Source organism: Vibrio sp. 2433-A1, from assembly GCF_056726085.1.
Window position 1 is genome coordinate 480831 of record NZ_JBRESC010000001.1, and the last position, 20841, is coordinate 501671.

The window sequence follows — 20841 nt, forward strand, 5'->3', positions numbered from 1 at the left end:
TGGCAGGCATTATATACTCAAGTGAGCCTAAGGTGTAATCCCACCCGAAAATTGGTTGGCTATATAGACAAAAAGACTCGCAAAGTGCGAGCCTTTTAATCAGAAATGGAATTAAGATTCTTCTTTCTGCTCTAATTGCTTTTCAACAGCCTTCAGACGCTTATTCATCTCATCAATACGATGAACGCGAGTTGCTGTTTTACGCCATTCTTTATTTGGCTGTAGTGGAATACCAGAGGAGTATATACCTTTATCTGAAATTCCACGCATCACCATACCCATACCTGTGATGGTCACACCATCAGCAATTTCGATATGACCATTGATGACTGTGCCGCCACCAATAATACAGTACTTACCGATAGTAGTGCTGCCTGCGACAACCGTACCACCAGCCATAGCTGTACCATATCCGATGTGTACGTTGTGTGCGATCTGCAGCTGGTTATCGATAATGACGTTATCTTCGATTACCGTATCATCCAATGCGCCACGGTCAATAGTGGTACACGCACCAATTTCAACACGGTTACCGATACGAACACTGCCTAACTGAGGAATTTTAATCCACTCGCCTTTCTCGTTCGCATAACCAAAACCGTCTGAACCAATCACTGTATTAGCTTGAATCAGACAGTCAGAGCCGATCTGCACTTCATGGTAAACACTCACATTTGACCAAAGCTTTGAGTTCGCGCCGATCTTCGCATTTTTACCAACGAAACAGCCCGCACCAATTACCGTGTTATCACCCAGTTCAGCACCAGATTCAATCACAGCGTTTGCGCCAATGGAAACATTCTTACCAAGCTTTGCGTCTTCGGCAACAACAGCTGAAGGAGCCACAGTGCTCGCAGGTGCTGGAGTGCTATCTAACGCTTGAGTCACTTTCGCAAATGCTACGTAAGGATCCGCAACAACCAGTACATTTCCATTGCACTGTTCACGCTGAGCCTCTTTGACCATCACAACAGTGGCCTGACATTGAGCTAAGTGCTTAGCATATTTAGGATTAGACAAGAAGGTCACATGCCCTTGTTGCGCCTTATCCATTGGCGCAACCATGTTGACAGTTGCTGTTGCGTCACCATGTAGTTCGCCCCCGGTAATAGTTGCCAATTCGGCTAAAGAAAGTACTGTCATAGATAATTATTTTAGTGAGTCAATTACAGCTTTAGAGATATCATTTTCTGGCTTAGAAAAGCGGACCGCTTGCTGATCCAATACCAAATCATAACCTTGCTTCTCTGCTACCTTATTGACCGCAGATTGAATAGTCTTAAATAGCTTTTGCTCTTCTTCCATTTGGCGACGCTTTCTTAACTGTTCGAAAGACTGCGCTTTTACCTTCAGCTCACTCTCTAGCTGGCCAATCTCTAAACGCAATTTATCGATATCATCTTGACTCATTAATTCGCCATCACGCTTTAGCTTTTCAACCTTACCCTTGCCTTTAGCCTGAATCGCCTTAAGTTCAGAAGATTTATCTTTGAATTCATCTTGAAGCTTTTTCGCCACGACTTCACGTTGAGGAAGCGCTTGGAATACTTGAGCCGTATTGACATAACCGATCTTTTGCGCTGCTTCAGCTGCATTAGCAAAGAAAGAAGACGTCATTACAAGAAGGCTTAGACCAGCCGCTTTAATTGTTTTATTCACTTTATTTTCCTCTGTTTTAGAAGGTTCTGCCGATGGTGAAAGTGAAGAATTCTTCGTCATCACCTTCATAACTTTCAATAGGTTTAGCAATAGAGAAGACTAGAGGCCCCATTGGTGACATCCATTGCAATGCTGCACCGTAAGATGCACGGATGTTCATTGGGTCTGAGTAATCATCGTAGTAACGAGTATCAACACCTGGGTCATAAATGAACTCTGTATCCCAAACACTTGCCGCATCGACAAACACACTGGTACGAATTTGGTTACGTACTTCTTCCGAAGCAAATGGTGTTGGGACAATCAGTTCCAGACTTGCCAATGCAACCGCGTTACCACCTACCGAGTCATCAGTCGCTGAAACACAACTTGTGCTGTTACACGTTGCCGGATTGCCGTTAGTGGTATAAACCGCTTTTGGACCTGCACTATTTGAACCGAAACCACGTAGCGTTGTAAAGCCACCCGCATAGTAGTTCTCATAGAATGGGAACAAGTTGTCGTTACCATCTGTTTGGCCATAACCGTTACCGTAACCTAAGCGACCACGCATCAAGAGCGTAAATTCATGCTTTTTGGTAATTGGAACGTACTGTCTAATGTCATACTGAACTTTAAAGTATTGAGCATCAGAACTTGGCACCGTCGCCTTAGCGAAAGCACGCTGGTAATTACCAGCGGTAGGGAAATAACCACGGTTTAGGTTGTTACGTGTCCATGATACGTTAACATCGAAGTCGTTTGTCAGGATATCGCCATTCTCTTGGCCAATACTCTGGGCAAATAGCTGAGCTTGGTCATAAGTTGGTACATTACCAATCTTGTTGTGCGTATAACCAACACCAAACTCAAAGCGGTTAAGCTCATCGAATGGGAAACCCCAAGTTAAACTCGCACCGTAACTTTCGTTGGTATAGTCAACAATACCGGCTTCTGATGCTTCGAACTCGTTGTAGAAGATCTTACCGCCAAGACTGACACCATCAAGGTTCCAGTAAGGGTCACGGTAATCTAGGCTAATGTTCTTTTGGTAGTCGTTCACCATCGCGTTAATACCAACGCGGTTACCACTACCAACGAAGTTGTCTTGCTGAAGACCCACTTGGAAGCTGACGCCTGATTCAGTACCGTAACCAACACCGAAGTTAACGCTGCCAGAGTTCGCCTCTTTCACGTTATACACCAAGTCAACTTGGTCAGTACTACCCGGTACACGTACCGTCTGCACGTCAACCGTTTCAAAGAAGCCCAAGCGGTTTAGACGGCTTTTACCTGTCTCAATCGATTTGGAGTTGAGCCAGCTGCCTTCCATTTGACGCATTTCACGGCGTAGAACTTCATCTTTCGTCGAGTTGTTACCCACAAAGCGAATATCGCGCACGTAAATACGTTGACCTGCATCGACGCTAACGACCAATGATACTGTCTGATTTTCATCATCAAACTCTGGAATGGTACGTACTTGAGGGTATGCATAACCTGCTTCACCAAGTAGGCGTTTAACGCTCTCTTCTAATCCAGTAACCGCTGAGCCGTTATAGGTTTCACCACTTTTAAATGGTACTAGTTTTTCGAATTCTGCGTCTTTGCCCAGAAGGTCACCGCGGAACTTCACATCACTCACAGTGTAAGGCTGGCCTTCATTAAGATCCAGAGTGATGTAAACCCCTTTTTTGTCTGGTGAGATCGCGACTTGGGTAGAGTCGATCTGGAACTTAAGGTAACCACGATCAAGGTAGTATGACTTAAGCGCCTCGATATCACCCGCGAGCACCTGCTTCTGATACTTATCATCAGCAAGGAAGTTCCACCAAGCAACGTCCACATTGAGGTCAAAACGGCTCAATAACTCTTCATCTGTGTATTGGGTGTTACCAACAAAGTTGATCTGTTTAATTTTGGCAGACACGCCTTCAGTAAAGACAAACTTCAGGTCAGAACGGTTACGAGGTAAAGGTGTAACGACCGCTTTTACGCTAGCATTGTACTTACCTACACTGTAGTAGAAGTCTTCTAAGCCTTTTTCAATGGTTGAAAGCGTTGTGCGATCAAGTGCTTCACCAACGCGGATGCCTGATGCATCCAAGTTCTGCTGAAGTTGCTCTTCTTTGATCGCTTTGTTACCCGAGAACGAAATGCTCGCTATCGTTGGACGTTCTTTAACTTGAACAACCAACACATCCTTATCACGCAGCACTTTGATATCTTCAAAGTTACCGGTGGCGTATAGCGCGCGTATTGTCTCAGACACATCTTGATTATCGACTGTATCGCCAACTCGTACTGGCATCTTCAGCAATGCTGCACCCAGTGCAACTCGTTGAAGGCCTTCAATTCTAATATCTTGAACTACGAAGTTCTCGGCACCGTTTGCACTGACACTGGTCGCCAACAGAGTTGCAAACAGAATATTTTTCATCGCCATATTTGTTTTTGTTATTCCTTAATTCAACCTTTGCTCAATTACAAACGAGCAAAATCATTGAAAATTGCCACTGCCATAAGAGAGAAGATAATTGCACCGCCAACGCGGTAACCCATTTCCTGAATTTTCTCAGGTACAGGGCGTCTTATTACAGCCTCAATAGCAAAAAACAATAAATGTCCGCCATCTAACATAGGCAGCGGTACAAGGTTAATAATCCCTAAGTTCACACTGATTAATGCAAGGAAACCTAAAAAGTAGACTAAGCCATAATCGGCAGTCATACCGGCCCCTTTTGCGATCGAAATAGGTCCACTTAAGTTATTCAATCCAACATCACCAACAATCAGCTTTTTGAGCATACTGATTGTCAGACTGATTACCTGACCTGTTTTCTCAACCGCCTTACCGACTGAATCAATTACACCAAATTGTAAGTCGAAGCGATAATTTTCTGGCCATTCTGCGACTTCAGGAGCGATTCCAGCAAAACCAATCACTCGCTTGTCTGCAAGTTCGCGGCTATCAGGAATCATGGTTAAACTAACGTTCTCTCCATTTCGCTCAATTTGTAGCTCAATCGGTGTATTTGGATGCTGCTGAATCGCTTCAACAACTTGATCCCATTCACTAATTTTTTGTCCATCAAGGGAAACAAGTAAATCGCCAACCTCAAGTCCAGCTTTTGCACCCGCGCCATCTTCTGACACTGCAGTCAGACGAGGTGTGATCGCAGGCGTAAAGGGAACAAAACCGAGCGCTGACATTGCAGACTCTTTCTCAGGGTCAAAGTTCCACTCAGTTAAATCAAAGTGCTTAACTTGCTCAACCCCAATACCATCAGCAGGTGCAACTGTCATGGTTAACTGGCGATCACCGATATGAGAGATAAGGCCCATATTAACCGATTCCCAATCCGCAGTTTTGACGCCAGAAACTGATTTTAGTTCCATTCCAGGTTCTAAACCTGCGTCAGCAGCAATCGAGTAAGGGGTAACTTCACCAACGACGGGCTTAACAGCGGGAACGCCGATAAGGAAAACGAGCCAGTAAGCAAAGATTGCAAACAAGAAGTTAAAGGCTGGCCCAGCAGCAACAATGGCTGTTCGCTTCCACAGAGGTTTGCGATCAAAAGCGAACTCTTGCTCACCCTCTGCAAGATCATCAACACGTCCATCAAGCATTTTGACATAACCGCCAAGTGGAATAACTGAAACACTGTACTCAGTGCCATCCTTACCCACTTTGCTCCAAATGGATTTACCAAAGCCAATTGAAAACTTTTCGACTTTGACACCGCAACGTCGCGCCACCCAAAAGTGGCCAAACTCGTGAACCGCTACCAGGATTCCTAGCGCAATTATAAAGGAAGCAAAGTTCCACAAAATACCTGTCATCGCTTAAGCCCACTTACGATAGTTACCGCTAATTCTCTTGCTATTCTATCGAGCTCTAAAATGCTTTCCAAGTCACTGCATTGCGACGAGTTGTAAGCACCAATGATATTACTCGCCACTTGCTCATTTACCTTAGCTATATCAGTAAAACGAAGCTGCTTATTTAAAAACGCATCTACGGCGATTTCGTTAGCCGCATTCAGCGCAGTTGTCGCATGCTGACCTGAGTAACACGCCTCAATTGCCAGCTTTAAGCACGGATAACGATTAAAGTCTGGTTCTAGGAAAGTAAGCTCTCCTACCTTGGTAAAATCTAGTGCAGGTACGCCAGCAGCAATTCGCTCTGGATACGAAAGTGTCAGAGCAATAGGCGTGGCCATATCAGGCTCTCCCATCTGAGCTAACACTGAGCCATCTTTGTACTGAACCATAGAGTGAATGACAGACTGTGGGTGAACCACCACCTTTAGCTGTTCACGCTGAGTATTGAAAAGCCATTTAGCCTCAATATACTCAAGGCCTTTGTTCATCATGGTTGCAGAATCTACTGAGATCTTAGGTCCCATCGACCAGTTAGGGTGAGCGATTGCTTGCTCTGGCGTCACATCATCAAGTGAACGGATATCGCTATAACGGAACGGACCGCCCGAGCCAGTTAGCAAGATATGAGAAATACCATGGTTATCAAGCTGGCAGTGGCCTAAGTTCGTTTGAATATCGCTAGGCAAACATTGGAAAATAGCATTATGTTCGCTATCAACAGGTAGTAATTCTGCACCATGCTTGCTCACCGCATCGATAAACAGCTGGCCAGACATCACTAACGCCTCTTTATTCGCCAATAGCACGCGCTTTCCCGCTTTAACCGCCGCCATAGTTGGTAGCAAACCTGCTGCCCCCACAATCGCAGCCATAACGGTATCGACCTCATCCATTGATGAGACTTCACACATTGCATCAACTCCTGACAGCACTTGAGTGGCGATTTTAAGTTCACAGAGTTGAAGCTTGAGTTGTTTAGCAGCGTTATCATCAGCCATAACAGCAAACTTAGGCTGCCATTTCTGACACAGTTCTCGCATTTTCGCTACGTTTTGCCCTGCGGCTAACGCAACCACTGAAAACTTCTCAGGATTTTGTTCGAGAACCTTAAACGTGCTTGCTCCAATAGAGCCTGTTGCACCAAGAATCGTTAACTTACGCATAGCGAGAAACCAAAGTATGGTAAAGGCAAGCCGAAGCTTGCCTTAAAATATGAAGTATAGGAAAGCAAAAACAGGAAATGCCGCTGTTAGGCTATCAATGCGGTCTAATACACCGCCATGACCAGGAATGATGTTGCTACTATCCTTAATGCCAGAGACACGTTTAAACATGCTTTCAACTAAATCACCTAGCACTGAAATTACCACAGTCACTAGCGTAATCGCCACCATAGCAAAGGTGCTATCGAACTGTAGATTAAACCATTGTGCTGTTCCCCAGCCGACTAAAATTGCAGCAATGATACCGCCAATAAGGCCTTCAATCGTCTTATTCGGGCTCACATGAGGGGCCATTTTATGTTTACCGAAACTCTTACCAGCAAAATAAGCGCCACTGTCCGCAGCCCAAACAATAAAGCAGACGTACAGAACTAACTTAGCCCCATGGTATGGGTCGACATCCACCCCCTCCGCGCGAAGCAGTAATACACTCCAAAAGAATGGCAATAAGGTGAGTATGCCAAAGCTATAACGTAAAATATTAGAGTTCTGCCAGAGTGAGGAAGATTTTGGGTAAGTAATGGCTAAAGCGCTAGCCGCCAACCACCAAATAAAGCCGACCGCCAAAATAGCGTAATGACCGTCAGAAATTAGATTCAGACTCAGGCTGTCGAATGGAATAAAAATCAGACTCGCGGCACTGACAGCCACCGTCGGAATTAATGCCATAGTGCGCGACTTAGCATCAACAAATTGTGTCCACTCCCAATAACCAATTAACGTCACCGCAGCAATGGCTGCCATAAATAGTGGAAGTGAAAGCTTAAATATCCCTAGAATCACCAAAGGAGCAAGGATAAGCGCGGTTATAATTCTTTGTTTCAAACTTGGATCCTTTATTCGCTGTCCATTAGCGCTTTGACTTGCTCACCGGTACAACCAAATCGACGTTCGCGGTTAACAAACCAAGTCACAGCTTCAATCAAGCTATTTTCATCAAACTCAGGCCAATATACAGGAGTAAAATAAAACTCCGCATAGGCCATCTGCCACAGCATAAAATTGCTAATACGGCATTCACCACTGGTTCGAATCATCAAATCAACTTCAGGTAAATCTGCCATGGTAAGGTGCTCAGTCATCAGCTCTTCACTGATCTCTTCCGCCTTCAATTCACCACTGGCAACCTTAGCTGAAATTGCTTTTGTCGCCTGCATAATGTCCCACTTGCCACCGTAGTTAGCTGCAATATTGATAACCATACCAGAATTGGATTCAGTAAGAGCCTCAGCTTGAGCGATCTTCTTTTGTAAACGATCGTTGAAACGAGACTTATCGCCGATCACACGTAGGCGTAAGTTATTCTTATGGAGTTTTTTCACTTCTGTCGAAAGAACTGAAATAAACAGCTCCATCAATACACCGACTTCTTCTTCTGGGCGACGCCAGTTTTCACTACTAAACGCAAATAGAGTGACGGCCTTGATACCTAGTTTTGCTGAAGTTGAAATCGCTTTACGTACCGCAGCAACACCGTTTTTATGACCAAATACACGAGGTTTACCTTGTGCCTTAGCCCAACGGCCATTGCCATCCATAATGATTGCGATATGTTTTGGGAGTAAATCAGGAGAGAGTTGTGAGTTATGCATAAAACATTGATAGATAATCAGCAGGAGATAGAGATTAGCATAAAAAAACGCTGTGCTGCGAGCACAGCGCTATTTATATAGAAAGTTTATGGAGAATTAGACTTCCATCAACTCTTTTTCTTTTGCTGCTAACACTTCGTCTACCTGCTTAACTGCAGCGTCAGTTAGCTTTTGAATCTCGTCCTGACCTTTACGATCTTCATCTTCAGAGATTTCTTTGTCTTTTAGTAAAGCTTTTAGTTCGCCGTTAGCATCACGACGAATGTTACGGATAGCAACACGACCACCTTCAGCTTCACCACGAACAATCTTAACTAGGTCTTTACGACGCTCTTCTGTTAGCGGTGGAAGTGGAACGCGGATGATAGTACCAGCAGACATTGGGTTTAGACCAAGGTCAGACATCATGATCGCTTTTTCAACTTTTTGCGTAAGCTCTTTGTCGAACACTGTGATTGCTAGTGTACGTGCATCTTCAGCTACAACGTTTGCTACTTGGTTAAGAGGCGTTGGAGCGCCGTAGTACTCTACAGAGATACCTGATAGTAGGCTCGGGTGCGCACGACCAGTACGAACTTTAGAAAGGTTGTTCTTTAGCGCTTCTACGCTTTTTTCCATGCGCTCTTGAGCGTCTTGTTTGATTTCGTTAATCACAATATCACCTTAATGTGTAATTCTTTCTCGAAGAAAGCCTATGCGGAGTCTTCAAAAGGCAATACCGTAGCATAAATCAATTTACGCTACGGTGATTGGAGTTACTCTGCGTCGCTGATTAGCGTGCCTTCTGCTTCACCCATTACCACGCGACGAAGTGCGCCTGGCTTATTCATATTGAATACGCGGATTGGCATTTTGTGGTCACGAGCCAATGTAAATGCTGCCAAATCCATCACTTTTAGCTCTTTTTCAAGAACTGCGTTGAATGAAAGGCTATCATACAGCTCTGCGTCAGGGTTTGCTACAGGGTCAGCCGTAAATACGCCATCTACTTTTGTCGCTTTTAGAACTACGTCAGCTTCAATTTCAATACCGCGCAAACATGCAGCAGAATCTGTAGTAAAGAACGGGTTACCAGTACCTGCAGAGAAAATTACTACACGGCCTTGGCGAAGTTCACGGATAGCATCAGCCCAGTTGTAATCGTCACACACACCTTTAAGAGGAATTGCTGACATTACGCGAGCGTTCACGTATGCACGATGAAGTGCATCACGCATTGCAAGGCCGTTCATTACTGTTGCTAGCATACCCATGTGGTCACCAACAACACGGTTCATACCAGCTTCTGCTAGGCCTGCACCGCGGAATAGGTTACCACCACCGATAACCACACCTACTTGAACACCAAGTTCAACCAACTCTTTTACTTCTTGTGCCATGCGATCAAGAACCGCAGGATCAATGCCGAAACCATCTTCGCCTTGAAGAGCTTCACCACTCAGTTTTAACAGAATACGTTGATACGCTGGTTTAGGGTTCGTAGTCATGGAGTTTACCTTCCAAAAGAGAGTTGTTGATTAACAGTCATGGATGAAGACTTATCTAGTCTGCATTCATCACAGTTAAACGATTCCTCGTTAGTCGTAAAAAGACCGCAGCCTTGGCTACGGTCTAAATAGTATGCGAGTCTCTAAGGATTAACCTTTTTGAGCTGCAGCTACTTCTTCAGCGAAGCTCATTTCTTGAGCTTTCTCGATACCTTCACCTACTTCTAGGCGAACGAATGTAGCAACTGAAGCGCCTTTTTCTTTCAGCATTTCGCCTACAGATTTCTTAGGCTCCATGATGAACGCTTGACCAGTTAGAGAGATTTCGCCTGTGAATTTCTTCATACGGCCAACAACCATCTTCTCAGCGATCTCAGCAGGCTTGCCTTCGTTCATAGCGATTTCAACTTGAACTTCTTTCTCTTTAGCAACTACGTCAGCTGGTACGTCTTCTGGGTTAACGTACTCTGGCTTAGAAGCAGCAACGTGCATCGCAACGTGCTTAAGAGTTTCAGCGTCGCCTTCACCAGCAACAACTACACCGATCTTCTCGCCGTGACGGTAAGAAGCTAGAGCAGTGCCTTCAACGTATTGAACGCGACGAATGTTGATGTTCTCACCGATTTTAGCTACTAGAGCAACGCGAGTTTCTTCGAACTTAGCTTGTAGTTCTTCAACAGAAGCTTTAGAAGCTAGAGCTTCAGCTGCAACTTCGTCAGCGAATGCTGTGAAGTTACCATCTTTAGCAACAAAATCAGTTTGGCAGTTAACTTCAAGAAGAACAGCAACGCCGTTTTCTTCTTTAATGATGATTGCGCCTTCAGCAGCTACGTTACCTGCTTTTTTAGCAGCTTTTGCAGCGCCTGATTTACGCATGTTTTCGATTGCTAGTTCGATGTCAGCGTTTGCTTCAACAAGCGCTTTCTTACATTCCATCATACCTGCGCCAGTGCGTTCGCGCAGTTCTTTAACTAGAGCAGCAGTAACAGCCATTCTAAATTCCTCAGTTGATTCTGGATTTGGTAAAAAACAGGGGCCTACATTTTCGGCCCCTGCTGATAACTATAACTCAGTTTATGCTACAACTAAGTTGCACATAAACTAAGTGTGACTAGGAGCCGCTATTATTCAGCTTCTACGAAACCGTCTTTTTCAGCAGCTACAGCTACGTCTTTGTTACGACCTTCAGTTACTGAAGTTGCAACAGCGTTTAGGTATAGCTGTACCGCACGGATCGCATCGTCGTTACCTGGGATGATGTAGTCAACGCCGTCTGGGTTAGAGTTAGTATCTACTACAGCGTATACTGGAATACCTAGGTTGTTAGCTTCTTTAATCGCAATGTGTTCGTGATCAGCGTCGATTACGAATAGAGCGTCTGGTAGGCCGCCCATATCTTTGATACCACCAAGAGATTTCTCTAGCTTCTCCATTTCACGAGTACGCATTAGAGCTTCTTTCTTAGTTAGTTTGTCAAACGTACCGTCTTGAGCTTGAGCTTCAAGTTCTTTTAGACGCTTGATTGACTGACGAACAGTTTTGTAGTTTGTAAGCATACCGCCTAACCAGCGGTTGTTTACGTAGAACTGGTTGCTTGCGATTGCAGCTTCTTTAACAGCTTCAGATGCAGCGCGCTTAGTACCAACAAATAGAACTTTACCTTTCTTCTCGCCAACTTTAGCTAATTCAGCTAGAGCTTCGTTGAACATTGGTACAGTTTTTTCTAGGTTGATGATATGAACTTTGTTACGAGCACCAAAGATGAATGGCTTCATTTTTGGGTTCCAGTAACGAGTCTGGTGACCGAAGTGAACACCAGCTTTTAGCATATCGCGCATTGATACAGTTGCCATTTTAAAATCCTCTATGGGGTTAGGCCTCCACATCCCCCATAACTCCGACTAGGCTTCTGCCCAGCACCCCGGAATATGTGACGGAATGTGTGTGATTTAAAGATATAAGTTAGTTGGAAGTAATCAGTTTCGCCAGTCAACAGATTTAACCGAAGAGAACAGACCACATTCCGGCGCGCTTTATACCATATTTTCATCTCTTCTGGCTACTAAAAAAACATATTGCAGTGATTTCAAGCTCGCCTTCTCTCGTATCAAAAGTGAAGAATAATTCTCATTATGTAGTGTTCCTGTTAGAATGCGCCCAATCGCACCAACGTGTGCAACTGAATAAAGTAGAGAAAACCGATGTCAATCAAGATTAAAACAGCTGAAGAAATCGAACGTATGCGACTAGCGGGCGCGTTGGCCGCGGAAATCCTAGAGATGATCGAACCTCACATCAAAGAAGGCGTAACAACGGATGAACTAAACCAAATCTGTCACGATTACGGCATCGAAAAAGGCGCTTACTCGGCTCCTCTTGATTACCACGGTTTCCCTAAATCAATCTGTACTTCGATCAACCACATCGTTTGTCACGGTATTCCAGCCTCTCAAGATGAAATGGGCAGCAACGGTCAGCTTAAACCTGCGGTCCTGAAAAACGGCGACATCATTAACGTAGACATCACTGTTATCATTCCAAACGAAGAAGGTGCAGATCTAAGTGTTCGTCCAGAAGGTTACCACGGTGACACGTCTAAAATGTTCTTTGTTGGCGATGTGTCTCCAGCAGATAAACGCCTATGTATGGTGACTCAAGAAGCGCTTTACGTTGGTATGCGTAAAGTGAAGCCAGGCGCAACAGTGGGTGATATTGGTACCGCGATTGAAAAGTACATCAAAGAAAACAACAAAAAGAACCCGCGCAATAAGTTCTCTATTGTGAAGGACTTCTGTGGTCACGGTATCGGTAATGAGTTCCACGAAGAACCACAAATTGTTCACTACAAAAACAATGATCGCCGCGTACTAAAAGAAGGGATGTGCTTTACGATTGAACCAATGATTAATGCTGGTAAGTTCGGTGTAACTGTTGATGCAGAAGATGATTGGACAGTTTACACCGGCGATGCGAAAAAATCTGCACAGTATGAGCACACGATTTTGGTGACCAAAACAGGCTGTGAAGTGATGACATTGCGCAGCGACGACACTATACCGCGCTTAATGAATAACGCTTAATCACAACGCTTTGAAAATATCCCCGCTTAGTCGGGGATATTTTTTTATTCGCTCCATTTTGATAGATTAGTACCTAATGGACCTTCTGCACGGATTTGCTGTATGCCCTTTCAATCCCCACTGACGTTTGACAATGACCAACTTTCAATTGCTGATCTCAAAAGTCAGTTAGAAAAATTCGCGCGATATCAGAAGCAAGAATTTCTCAATCACCACCCTGTGACCGATTTGGTTCTAGGGCGAGCTGAATATATCGATCTGCTACTCAACCGTTTGTGGATTCACTTTGGCTTTTCCGCTTTACCTAACATCAGTCTCGTTGCGGTCGGCGGCTATGGCCGAGGTGAACTCCACCCATTGTCAGACATTGATATTTTGGTTGTTTCAAGAAAGGCGCTACCAGAATCACTAGCGGGTAAAGTCAGTGAGTTTATTACCCTACTGTGGGATTTACGCTTAGAAGTTGGCCATGCAGTTCGTTCGGTTGAAGAGTGTGCGGAAATCGGCCGTGATGATTTAACCGTTGCAACCAATCTACAGGAAGCAAGACTCTTATGTGGCTGTGAAGATACCTTCCATCAACTGCGCATGGTCATTCATTCTGAATCTTTCTGGCCAAGCGAGGTGTTTTACAAAGCTAAGGTCCAAGAGCAACGTAACCGCCATGCTCGCTATCACGACACCACCTACAACTTAGAACCAGATATTAAATCAACGCCTGGCGGACTGAGGGATATCCACACGTTAAGTTGGGTAGCACGCCGCCACTTTGGTGCAACATCCCTGCTAGAAATGAGCCGCTACGGATTTTTGACTGATGCAGAATACCGTGAACTGGTCGAATGTCAGGACTTTTTATGGCGAGTTCGGTTTGCCCTGCATATAGAACTAAAACGCTATGACAATCGACTTACTTTTGCTCACCAAGCCCAAGTTGCAGAAAACCTTGGTTATAGTGGCGAAGGCAATCGTGGCGTTGAAATGATGATGAAAGAGTTCTACCGCACGCTGCGCCGTGTGGCAGAGCTGAATAAAATGTTACTCAAGCTGTTTGATCTGGCAATTCTCAATAATGGCATTGAAGCCGAGCCGCAAATACTGAGTGATGACTTCCAACGCCGTGGTCACTTAATCGAAGCACGTAAGCCTGCGTTGTTCCAAGCAAGGCCCGAGACGATTTTGGATATGTTTTTGCACATCGCCAATGACTCAACGATTGAAGGTGTGGCCCCACCAACGCTACGTCAACTTAGAACTGCGCGTAGAAGGCTAAATAAGTTCCTACATACCATCCCTGAGGCGCGTGAAAAATTCATGGATCTCTGCCGTCACCCTAATGCACTGCATAAAGCGTTTAGCCTGATGCACAAATTAGGCGTTCTCGCGGCCTACCTGCCTCAGTGGAGTCAGATTGTTGGCCAAATGCAGTTCGACCTGTTTCATGTCTATACGGTTGATGAGCACAGTGTACGACTGCTCAAACATATCAACACATTTAGCTACGCTAAAAATCATGATAAGCACCCTATTTGTTGCGAAGTTTATCCACGAATCCAGAAGAAAGAGCTGCTAATCATTGCTGCAATTTTCCATGATATTGGCAAAGGTCGCGGTGGCGATCACTCGGTGATAGGCGAAGGAGAAGCTTATGCCTTCTGTATTGAACATGGTTTATCAAAACCAGAAGCCAAGCTGGTTTCTTGGCTGGTTCGCAACCATCTATTGATGTCAGTGACTGCTCAGCGCCGTGATATTTACGATCCAGAAGTGATCACTGAATTTGCTAAGCAAGTACGTGATGAAGAGTACTTAGAGTATTTGCTTTGTCTCACAGTCGCTGATATCTGCGCAACGAATCCAGAGCTTTGGAACAGCTGGAAACGTACCTTACTCGCCGAGTTGTTCTATTCGACTCAACGAGCACTGCGTCGCGGGTTAGAGAACCCTGTCGATGTCCGAGAGCGTATTCGCCACAATCAACAACTCGCATCAGCTCTGCTGCGCAAAGAAGGCTTCAGTGCGCGTGAAATAGAGGTACTGTGGCAGCGCTTTAAAGCAGATTACTTCCTACGCCATAGCCATAAGCAGATTGCTTGGCACTGCATGAACTTACTTCGTCATGAAGATCACTCTCAACCGCTGATCCTGATTTCGAAGAAGGCTACCCGAGGAGGTACTGAAGTGTTTGTCTATAGCAAAGACCAACATGCGCTATTTGCTTCTGTGGTCGCAGAGCTAGATAGACGCAACTTCAACGTCCATGATGCACAGGTCATGACCAGTAAAGATGGCTATGTACTCGATACCTTTATGGTGCTCGACCAAAACGGAGAAGCCATCGAAGAGTCACGCCATAAAGCCGTGACCAAACACCTTGCTCATGTTTTGGCTGATGGGCGTCCAACCAAGATTAAGCGACGCCGTACTCCACGCAACTTGCAGCACTTTAAGGTAAAAACCACCGTCGACTTTTTGCCGACAAAGAGTAAGAAGCGCACACTGTTAGAGTTTGTTGCCTTGGATACACCCGGACTACTGGCAACGGTAGGGGCAACCTTTGCTGACCAAGGCATCCACCTTCATGCTGCGAAGATCACCACCATTGGTGAACGAGCGGAGGATTTGTTTATCATCACTAGCCCATCAGGCGGTAGGCTGACTGAAGAGGAACAAGCGGAATTACGCACGAGATTGCGAGAAAACATTGCGGAATTAGCCCCTTAAGCGATCTCAGCCACAAGTTGTTAACTTGGTTAAAAAAGCGCTATCTACCACGATCATAGGCTGCTACATTATTAATTGAATTATTCATTTTCTGTATAACACAGGAATAAACACTTCAACACAATAGAGGTAGCCTATGTATCCACACCTCACAGGTTTAGGTATTCAAGATCCTAAGCAAATTGAGCGCTATTCCCTTCGCCAAGAAGCGCACAAGGATGTGTTAAAAATCTATTTTCGTAAGCAAAAAGGTGAGTTGTTTGCGAAAAGCGTTAAGTTCAAATACCCACGCCAAGTAAAAAATGTCTTGGTTGATAGTGGCAGCCACAAGTACCGTGAAGTCACTGAAATCAATCGCAACCTGACTCTGGTTATCGATGAACTGAATCAGTTAACTAAGCCAGAGAAAGTCGAAGAACTCGATGTGAAACAAAAAATACTCTCTGATTTACGTCACTTGGAAAAAGTGGTGTCGAGTAAAATCGCAGAGATTGAAGCGGATCTAGAGAAGCTGAAATAGCAAGTTTTAATGGATTTAAGGGTTGGTACTTAGTTACCAGCCCTTTTTTTGTGCGTCATTCGCGAGAGTGAGGGGCGAGCAAGTTAGGGATCTCTTAAACCTAGCCGAAAACGATGAGAGATTCCCTACTCCCTCATTCTTCGGTCTATGGAATGACGAAGCCTTTACGCCGTTCCCAGATAGACTTTAAACCAACCAGCCTGCGTATTTACCGACAAAGTAAAGCGCAACACCCGCCATAACACCAGCAACAATGTCATCGACCATAATGCCTAAGCCGCCATGAACACGCTTATCTAGCCAGCCAATCGGCCATGGCTTCACCATATCGAAGAAACGAAACAAGACAAATCCTGTCACTAGCCATTTCCAGTCCGTTGCCGATAAGTTAAACAGCGGCACCACCAACATAGTAATCCAAAAGCCTGCAAACTCATCCCATACAATCGAGCCATGATCATGCACGCCCATATCATCAGATGTCACCTGACAAATTTTAATGCCAATAACGCAAGAAATCAGCACGGCGATGATATAGAGCGGAAGGGGCAATTGAACCAGCAGCAAATAGAAAGGGACAGCGGCGAGTGTACCCATAGTACCCGGTACGATAGGAGATAAACCGCTACCAAAGCCAGTCGCTAGCAAATGCCATGGATTTTTCAAAGAGATAAGTGCAAGAGGGTTTGTCATAATTATCGTATTCTACTTAAAGTGATCATAACCGCTGAGAGACCAGTCAATCGCTTGGCCGTTACTATGCAGCTCAAAGGTACCTTGCGGGCGAATTTGACCAATGCAGGTGACCTTAGCACCGCAATGAGCCAAAGCGCTTTCAATTGACCCTTTGTTCTGCTCTGGAACAGTAAAGCACAGCTCATACTCTTCACCGCTAGAGAGCGCATATTGCTGGGCCGCAGCGGCAGTCCCTACAAATTGGAGCAACTCATTAGAAACAGGAAGAGTAGCAACGTCAATGCTCACACCAACATTTGAGCGTTTTAAAATGTGTTTTATATCTGAAATGACACCATCTGAGATATCAATCGCTGAGCTGGCTAAGTTCAGCAGCGCTTGTCCAGCTAATACTCTTGGCGTTGAGAGATAATGCCTTTTCTCAAGTTCTTCTGCACACGGTTTAGTACGCAGTTCAGGGTTAAGAATAACGTCTAACCCGGCTTTGCTGTCGCCGAGGTTTCCCGTCACATAGACCCAGTCCCCTACTTTTGCGCCATCTCGACGTAAAGCTTTATCTGGGTCAACCAAGCCTTGTACCGTTAAAGTGAGACTTAACGGCCCTTTGGTCGTATCTCCACCGATTAATTGGATATCAAAGTAATCAGCTAACTCGAAGAAGGCATCACAGAACGGTGCCAACCATGCTTCATCAGAGCTTGGCATCGTCAATGCGAAAGAAACCCATGCTGGTGTCGCTCCCATCGCCGCAAGATCGCTAATGTTTGAGGCAAGGGCCTTGTGTGCCACCCAAGCAGGGTTAGCATCAGCAAGAAAGTGAGTACTAGCCACCAAGGTGTCAGTGCTAATCGCGACCGACAAGCCCTCTGGAGCTTTTACTAATGCGCAATCATCACCCGCAGCAAGAAGCACATCTTTACGCTGCTTCTGACGACCAACAAAATATTTTTCGATTAAGTTAAATTCACCGGACATATGAAATCTATGAGTGATTAAAAGTAACAAGCATAAAAAAGGTCAGCGTTTGCTGACCTTTTAGTAATCTTAAATGATTATTTCTTACGTACGTGTGGCGCAGCTTTATCAAGCACACCATTGACGAACTTATGGCTTTCTTCTGCAGCGAATACTTTTGCAAGTTCGATCGCTTCGTTGATTACCACTTTGTAAGGGACATCTTCGCGACGAGTCATTTCGTACATAGCAAGACGAAGCAGTGCAAGCTCCATCATGTCCAAATCTTGCATTGGGCGTGCTGTGTATGGACGAATCTTACTATCTAGCTCTGTGTGACTTAGCACAACACCTGTTAGTAGGTCACGGAAGTATGCAACGTCTGTGTCTGGAGTAGAAAGTGCCGGCTCAGAAGCATGATGTTCTTCTTCATCATACTTACCACCTGACAAAAATTGCTCCTCGATAGTAGCAACATTTTCTTTAGTAATTTGCCAAGAGTAGATCGCTTGTAGAGCGAATCGACGTGCATTACGACGTGCGGCTGGTTTCACACTGGCCCCCATTAGGAATCGATTTCTGAAAGAACGTTAATCATCTCAAGTGCGCTTAGTGCAGCCTCTGCACCTTTATTACCAGCCTTGGTTCCTGCGCGCTCAATTGCTTGGTCAATTGTATCAACGGTAAGTACGCCGAATGCAACTGGAAGAGAGTATTCCAGAGACACTTGCGCAAGACCTTTGTTACATTCACTACAAACATAGTCAAAGTGTGGTGTACCACCACGGATTACCGTACCTAGTGATACGATTGCATCAAATTTGCCTGTTTTAGCAACACGCTGAGCAACTAGTGGAAGTTCAACCGCACCAGGGCAACGAACTACAGTGATGTTGTCTTCACTTACTTGGCCGTGACGCTTTAAAGTATCGATTGCACCAGACAATAGACTTTCGTTAATAAAACTGTTGAAACGAGAAATAACGATAGCAATTTTTGCGTTTGGCGCTGGGAAGCCACCCTCGATCACTTTCATAAGCCTTCCTTTAACTATGTTCATCAAGTGAGAATCGCCGGATTCTAGCACAAATCTGTGAGCAATATCTAATAGAAATTTAACAGAAGTGACACTACAGAGGTAAACCCTCTATCCAGCTTTAAGAGCGCCTTAATGTTAACCAAGACGCTTTATTAACCAAGAGTTCGTGTTTAATCACACACATACTCAACAACGTTCAATCCAAAGCCACCTAGAGCATGGTATTTCTTGCTTGCCGACGAGAGCAAACGCATATCGCATACACCAAGATCGGCTAGAATCTGTGAACCAACCCCCACACGGCGTGAGGTACCTTGTTTTTTAGCAAGCGTCGGCGCTTGGCCTTTATCTTGCGCCTCAAACATTTTCACGCGGTGGATCAGTAAATCGGTTGACTCTTCATTACCTAAGATAACCAGAACACCGCCTTCACTACCGATGCGCTTCATCGCCGCATCCAGGGTCCAGCTACGTTCAGCATTACGGTCACTGTGCAGAAGATCGGTAAAGGTATCTTGCAGGTGAACACGCACTAGTGGCGCTTCAATCGTTAGATCGCCTTTACACAAGGCATAATGGATTTGGTTATCGATAACATCGCGGTAGGTTACCAAATCGAAATCACCAAATTCAGTTGGTAGCTTACACTCAGCAACACGTTCAATGGTCGTTTCAGTGTTATTGCGGTATTCGATAAGGTCAGCAATCGTACCTAGTTTCAAGCCATGTTTTTCAGCAAAGATCTCTAGGTCTGGACGACGTGCCATGGTGCCGTCATCATTCAGTATCTCAACGATAACGCCCGAAGGCTCATGACCTGCTAGACGCGCTAAATCACAGCCTGCTTCCGTATGACCAGCACGAGTTAGAACGCCACCTTCTTGCGCTGCAAGAGGGAAGATATGACCTGGCTGAACGAGATCTGCTGCTTTTGCCTCTTTCGCGACTGCTGCTTGCACTGTACGTGCACGGTCAGCCGCAGAAATCCCCGTAGTCACACCTTCAGCAGCTTCGATAGAAACGGTAAAGTTAGTCGTGTATTGAGCATTGTTATCTTGAACCATAGGGGGTAAACCTAAACGTTCACAACGCTCTTTGGTCATTGTTAGACAGATTAAGCCACGACCATGAGTCGCCATAAAGTTGATTGCTTCTGGCGTGATCATCTCAGCCGACATAATCAGATCGCCTTCATTTTCACGATCTTCATCATCCATCAGGATGACCATTTTACCTAGGCGAATATCTTCAATAATTTCTTGAGGCGTACTAATTGGCATTTTGGTATTCCTATCTAAAAGCATCTAGCGAATAAGGCGTCGCCGTTAATGTTTGTATAATTATTGGTTTATGCAAAACCGTTCTGCTGCAAAAAATCCATCGTAATGCGCGACTCTGGCTGCTGTTCACGTTGACTGGTCAATAAACGTTCCATATAACGCGCCAGTACATCGACTTCTAAATTCACTTTGCGGCCAACGTGGAAATCTGCGATGGTCGTCTCTTCACCAGTATGAGGAACGATAGTCAGTTTAAAGGCATTCTTACGTAGATCGTTCACGGTTAAGCTAATACCATCAACCGTAATCGAACCTTTTTCGGCAACGTATTTGGCAATCTCTTCTGGCATTGAAACCCAAAACTCGATAGCACGGCCAACCATGTTGCGCTCTACGATTTCACCAACACCGTCGACGTGACCAGAAACAATGTGCCCACCAAAACGTGTAGTCGGTAACATTGCTTTCTCTAGGTTAACCTTGTCACCCGCTTGATAATCAGTAAAGCCGGTTTTTTGCAGCGTTTCGATAGATAAATCCGCTGTATAACTGGTTGAGCTGAAATCCACTACCGTTAGGCAAACTCCGTTGGTCGCAATACTGTCACCCAGTTTAACGTCGGACATATCCAGTTTGCCGACTTCCACTGTGACGCTAATATCTTCGCCTTTTGGCGTGATTGCAGTAAGGGTACCCACTGCTTCAACAATACCTGTAAACATG

Annotated in this window: 20 protein-coding genes; 3 read left to right on the forward strand and 17 right to left on the reverse strand. The window is 45.0% G+C overall.

The window, feature by feature from the left end; all coding sequences use genetic code 11:
* Nucleotides 1-111 precede the first annotated feature (111 nt).
* From lpxD to rpsB, 11 genes are all read right to left on the reverse strand, one after another.
* Nucleotides 112-1143 (reverse strand): UDP-3-O-(3-hydroxymyristoyl)glucosamine N-acyltransferase, encoded by a 1032-nt coding sequence (lpxD, locus tag ACU01J_RS02275; RefSeq protein WP_481084226.1) that lies wholly within the window; start codon nucleotides 1141-1143, stop codon nucleotides 112-114.
* 6 nt (nucleotides 1144-1149) lie between these two features.
* Nucleotides 1150-1659, reverse strand: coding sequence for an OmpH family outer membrane protein (locus ACU01J_RS02280; RefSeq protein ID WP_481084227.1), 510 nt, complete (start codon nucleotides 1657-1659; stop codon nucleotides 1150-1152).
* 16 nt (nucleotides 1660-1675) lie between these two features.
* Nucleotides 1676-4084, reverse strand: a complete 2409-nt coding sequence (bamA, locus tag ACU01J_RS02285) for an outer membrane protein assembly factor BamA (protein ID WP_481084228.1) — start codon at nucleotides 4082-4084, stop codon at nucleotides 1676-1678.
* Between the two features lie 38 nt (nucleotides 4085-4122).
* On the reverse strand, nucleotides 4123-5481 hold the full coding sequence (rseP, locus tag ACU01J_RS02290) for a sigma E protease regulator RseP (RefSeq protein ID WP_481084229.1): 1359 nt from the start codon (nucleotides 5479-5481) through the stop codon (nucleotides 4123-4125).
* Complete coding sequence (gene ispC / locus ACU01J_RS02295) at nucleotides 5478-6686, reverse strand: 1-deoxy-D-xylulose-5-phosphate reductoisomerase (RefSeq protein ID WP_481084230.1); 1209 nt, start codon at nucleotides 6684-6686, stop codon at nucleotides 5478-5480. Before ispC ends, rseP begins: the two co-directional genes overlap by 4 nt.
* 42 nt (nucleotides 6687-6728) lie before the next feature.
* Nucleotides 6729-7571 (reverse strand): phosphatidate cytidylyltransferase, encoded by an 843-nt coding sequence (locus ACU01J_RS02300; RefSeq protein ID WP_481084231.1) that lies wholly within the window; start codon nucleotides 7569-7571, stop codon nucleotides 6729-6731.
* 11 nt (nucleotides 7572-7582) lie between these two features.
* Complete coding sequence (locus ACU01J_RS02305; RefSeq protein ID WP_481084232.1) at nucleotides 7583-8338, reverse strand: isoprenyl transferase; 756 nt, start codon at nucleotides 8336-8338, stop codon at nucleotides 7583-7585.
* A 96-nt stretch (nucleotides 8339-8434) separates the two neighbouring features.
* The gene (frr, locus tag ACU01J_RS02310; protein WP_004415258.1) at nucleotides 8435-8992 is read right to left on the reverse strand and encodes a ribosome recycling factor; all 558 of its coding nucleotides are present in this window, start codon (nucleotides 8990-8992) and stop codon (nucleotides 8435-8437) included.
* A gap of 101 nt (nucleotides 8993-9093) precedes the next feature.
* Entirely contained in the window at nucleotides 9094-9825 is a 732-nt protein-coding gene (gene pyrH / locus ACU01J_RS02315) for a UMP kinase (RefSeq protein ID WP_481084233.1), read from the reverse strand.
* A gap of 150 nt (nucleotides 9826-9975) precedes the next feature.
* Nucleotides 9976-10818, reverse strand: a complete 843-nt coding sequence (gene tsf / locus ACU01J_RS02320; RefSeq protein WP_481084234.1) for a translation elongation factor Ts — start codon at nucleotides 10816-10818, stop codon at nucleotides 9976-9978.
* Between the two features lie 131 nt (nucleotides 10819-10949).
* Nucleotides 10950-11678, reverse strand: a complete 729-nt coding sequence (rpsB, locus tag ACU01J_RS02325; protein WP_481084235.1) for a 30S ribosomal protein S2 — start codon at nucleotides 11676-11678, stop codon at nucleotides 10950-10952.
* 348 nt (nucleotides 11679-12026) lie between these two features.
* Here rpsB and map point away from each other — a divergent pair, with 348 nt between their 5' ends.
* The 3 genes from map (at nucleotide 12027) to ACU01J_RS02340 (ending at nucleotide 16149) form a co-directional block, all read left to right on the forward strand.
* On the forward strand, nucleotides 12027-12905 hold the full coding sequence (map, locus tag ACU01J_RS02330) for a type I methionyl aminopeptidase (RefSeq protein ID WP_481084236.1): 879 nt from the start codon (nucleotides 12027-12029) through the stop codon (nucleotides 12903-12905).
* 102 nt (nucleotides 12906-13007) lie between these two features.
* Entirely contained in the window at nucleotides 13008-15629 is a 2622-nt protein-coding gene (gene glnD / locus ACU01J_RS02335; protein WP_481084237.1) for a bifunctional uridylyltransferase/uridylyl-removing protein GlnD, read from the forward strand.
* A gap of 136 nt (nucleotides 15630-15765) precedes the next feature.
* Nucleotides 15766-16149 carry a DUF3461 family protein gene (locus tag ACU01J_RS02340; protein WP_481084238.1) on the forward strand — a complete coding sequence of 128 codons (384 nt, stop codon included), beginning with the start codon at nucleotides 15766-15768 and terminating at the stop codon, nucleotides 16147-16149.
* 186 nt (nucleotides 16150-16335) lie between these two features.
* Here the strand turns inward: ACU01J_RS02340 and pgpA are convergent, their stop codons facing one another.
* The 6 genes from pgpA to ACU01J_RS02370 all read right to left on the reverse strand — a co-directional run bounded on the left by pgpA (nucleotide 16336) and on the right by ACU01J_RS02370 (nucleotide 20840).
* Entirely contained in the window at nucleotides 16336-16842 is a 507-nt protein-coding gene (gene pgpA, locus ACU01J_RS02345) for a phosphatidylglycerophosphatase A (RefSeq protein WP_481084239.1), read from the reverse strand.
* 12 nt (nucleotides 16843-16854) lie between these two features.
* On the reverse strand, nucleotides 16855-17820 hold the full coding sequence (gene thiL / locus ACU01J_RS02350) for a thiamine-phosphate kinase (RefSeq protein WP_481084240.1): 966 nt from the start codon (nucleotides 17818-17820) through the stop codon (nucleotides 16855-16857).
* A 77-nt stretch (nucleotides 17821-17897) separates the two neighbouring features.
* Nucleotides 17898-18365, reverse strand: a complete 468-nt coding sequence (gene nusB, locus ACU01J_RS02355) for a transcription antitermination factor NusB (RefSeq protein WP_005473507.1) — start codon at nucleotides 18363-18365, stop codon at nucleotides 17898-17900.
* Nucleotides 18365-18835, reverse strand: a complete 471-nt coding sequence (gene ribH, locus ACU01J_RS02360; protein WP_004415274.1) for a 6,7-dimethyl-8-ribityllumazine synthase — start codon at nucleotides 18833-18835, stop codon at nucleotides 18365-18367. Before ribH ends, nusB begins: the two co-directional genes overlap by 1 nt.
* A gap of 173 nt (nucleotides 18836-19008) precedes the next feature.
* Nucleotides 19009-20118: a bifunctional 3,4-dihydroxy-2-butanone-4-phosphate synthase/GTP cyclohydrolase II gene (ribBA, locus tag ACU01J_RS02365; RefSeq protein WP_481084241.1), complete on the reverse strand. Its 1110-nt coding sequence runs from the start codon at nucleotides 20116-20118 to the stop codon at nucleotides 19009-19011.
* Between the two features lie 68 nt (nucleotides 20119-20186).
* Nucleotides 20187-20840 (reverse strand): riboflavin synthase, encoded by a 654-nt coding sequence (locus ACU01J_RS02370; protein WP_053440069.1) that lies wholly within the window; start codon nucleotides 20838-20840, stop codon nucleotides 20187-20189.
* Nucleotide 20841 lies beyond the last annotated feature (1 nt).

Bases quoted from the DNA above. Each gene is read 5' to 3' on its own strand.
- map (WP_481084236.1), top strand. From the start codon at position 12,027: ATGTCAATCAAGATTAAAACAGCTGAAGAAATCGAACGTATGCGACTA.
- ispC (WP_481084230.1), bottom strand. From the start codon at position 6,686: ATGCGTAAGTTAACGATTCTTGGTGCAACAGGCTCTATTGGAGCAAGC.
- ribBA (WP_481084241.1), bottom strand. From the start codon at position 20,118: ATGCCAATTAGTACGCCTCAAGAAATTATTGAAGATATTCGCCTAGGT.
- nusB (WP_005473507.1), bottom strand. From the start codon at position 18,365: ATGGGGGCCAGTGTGAAACCAGCCGCACGTCGTAATGCACGTCGATTC.
- ACU01J_RS02370 (WP_053440069.1), bottom strand. From the start codon at position 20,840: ATGTTTACAGGTATTGTTGAAGCAGTGGGTACCCTTACTGCAATCACG.
- ACU01J_RS02340 (WP_481084238.1), top strand. From the start codon at position 15,766: ATGTATCCACACCTCACAGGTTTAGGTATTCAAGATCCTAAGCAAATT.
- rpsB (WP_481084235.1), bottom strand. From the start codon at position 11,678: ATGGCAACTGTATCAATGCGCGATATGCTAAAAGCTGGTGTTCACTTC.
- bamA (WP_481084228.1), bottom strand. From the start codon at position 4,084: ATGGCGATGAAAAATATTCTGTTTGCAACTCTGTTGGCGACCAGTGTC.
- thiL (WP_481084240.1), bottom strand. From the start codon at position 17,820: ATGTCCGGTGAATTTAACTTAATCGAAAAATATTTTGTTGGTCGTCAG.
- glnD (WP_481084237.1), top strand. From the start codon at position 13,008: ATGCCCTTTCAATCCCCACTGACGTTTGACAATGACCAACTTTCAATT.
- rseP (WP_481084229.1), bottom strand. From the start codon at position 5,481: ATGACAGGTATTTTGTGGAACTTTGCTTCCTTTATAATTGCGCTAGGA.
- tsf (WP_481084234.1), bottom strand. From the start codon at position 10,818: ATGGCTGTTACTGCTGCTCTAGTTAAAGAACTGCGCGAACGCACTGGC.
- pyrH (WP_481084233.1), bottom strand. From the start codon at position 9,825: ATGACTACGAACCCTAAACCAGCGTATCAACGTATTCTGTTAAAACTG.
- lpxD (WP_481084226.1), bottom strand. From the start codon at position 1,143: ATGACAGTACTTTCTTTAGCCGAATTGGCAACTATTACCGGGGGCGAA.
- ribH (WP_004415274.1), bottom strand. From the start codon at position 18,835: ATGAAAGTGATCGAGGGTGGCTTCCCAGCGCCAAACGCAAAAATTGCT.
- ACU01J_RS02305 (WP_481084232.1), bottom strand. From the start codon at position 8,338: ATGCATAACTCACAACTCTCTCCTGATTTACTCCCAAAACATATCGCA.
- pgpA (WP_481084239.1), bottom strand. From the start codon at position 16,842: ATGACAAACCCTCTTGCACTTATCTCTTTGAAAAATCCATGGCATTTG.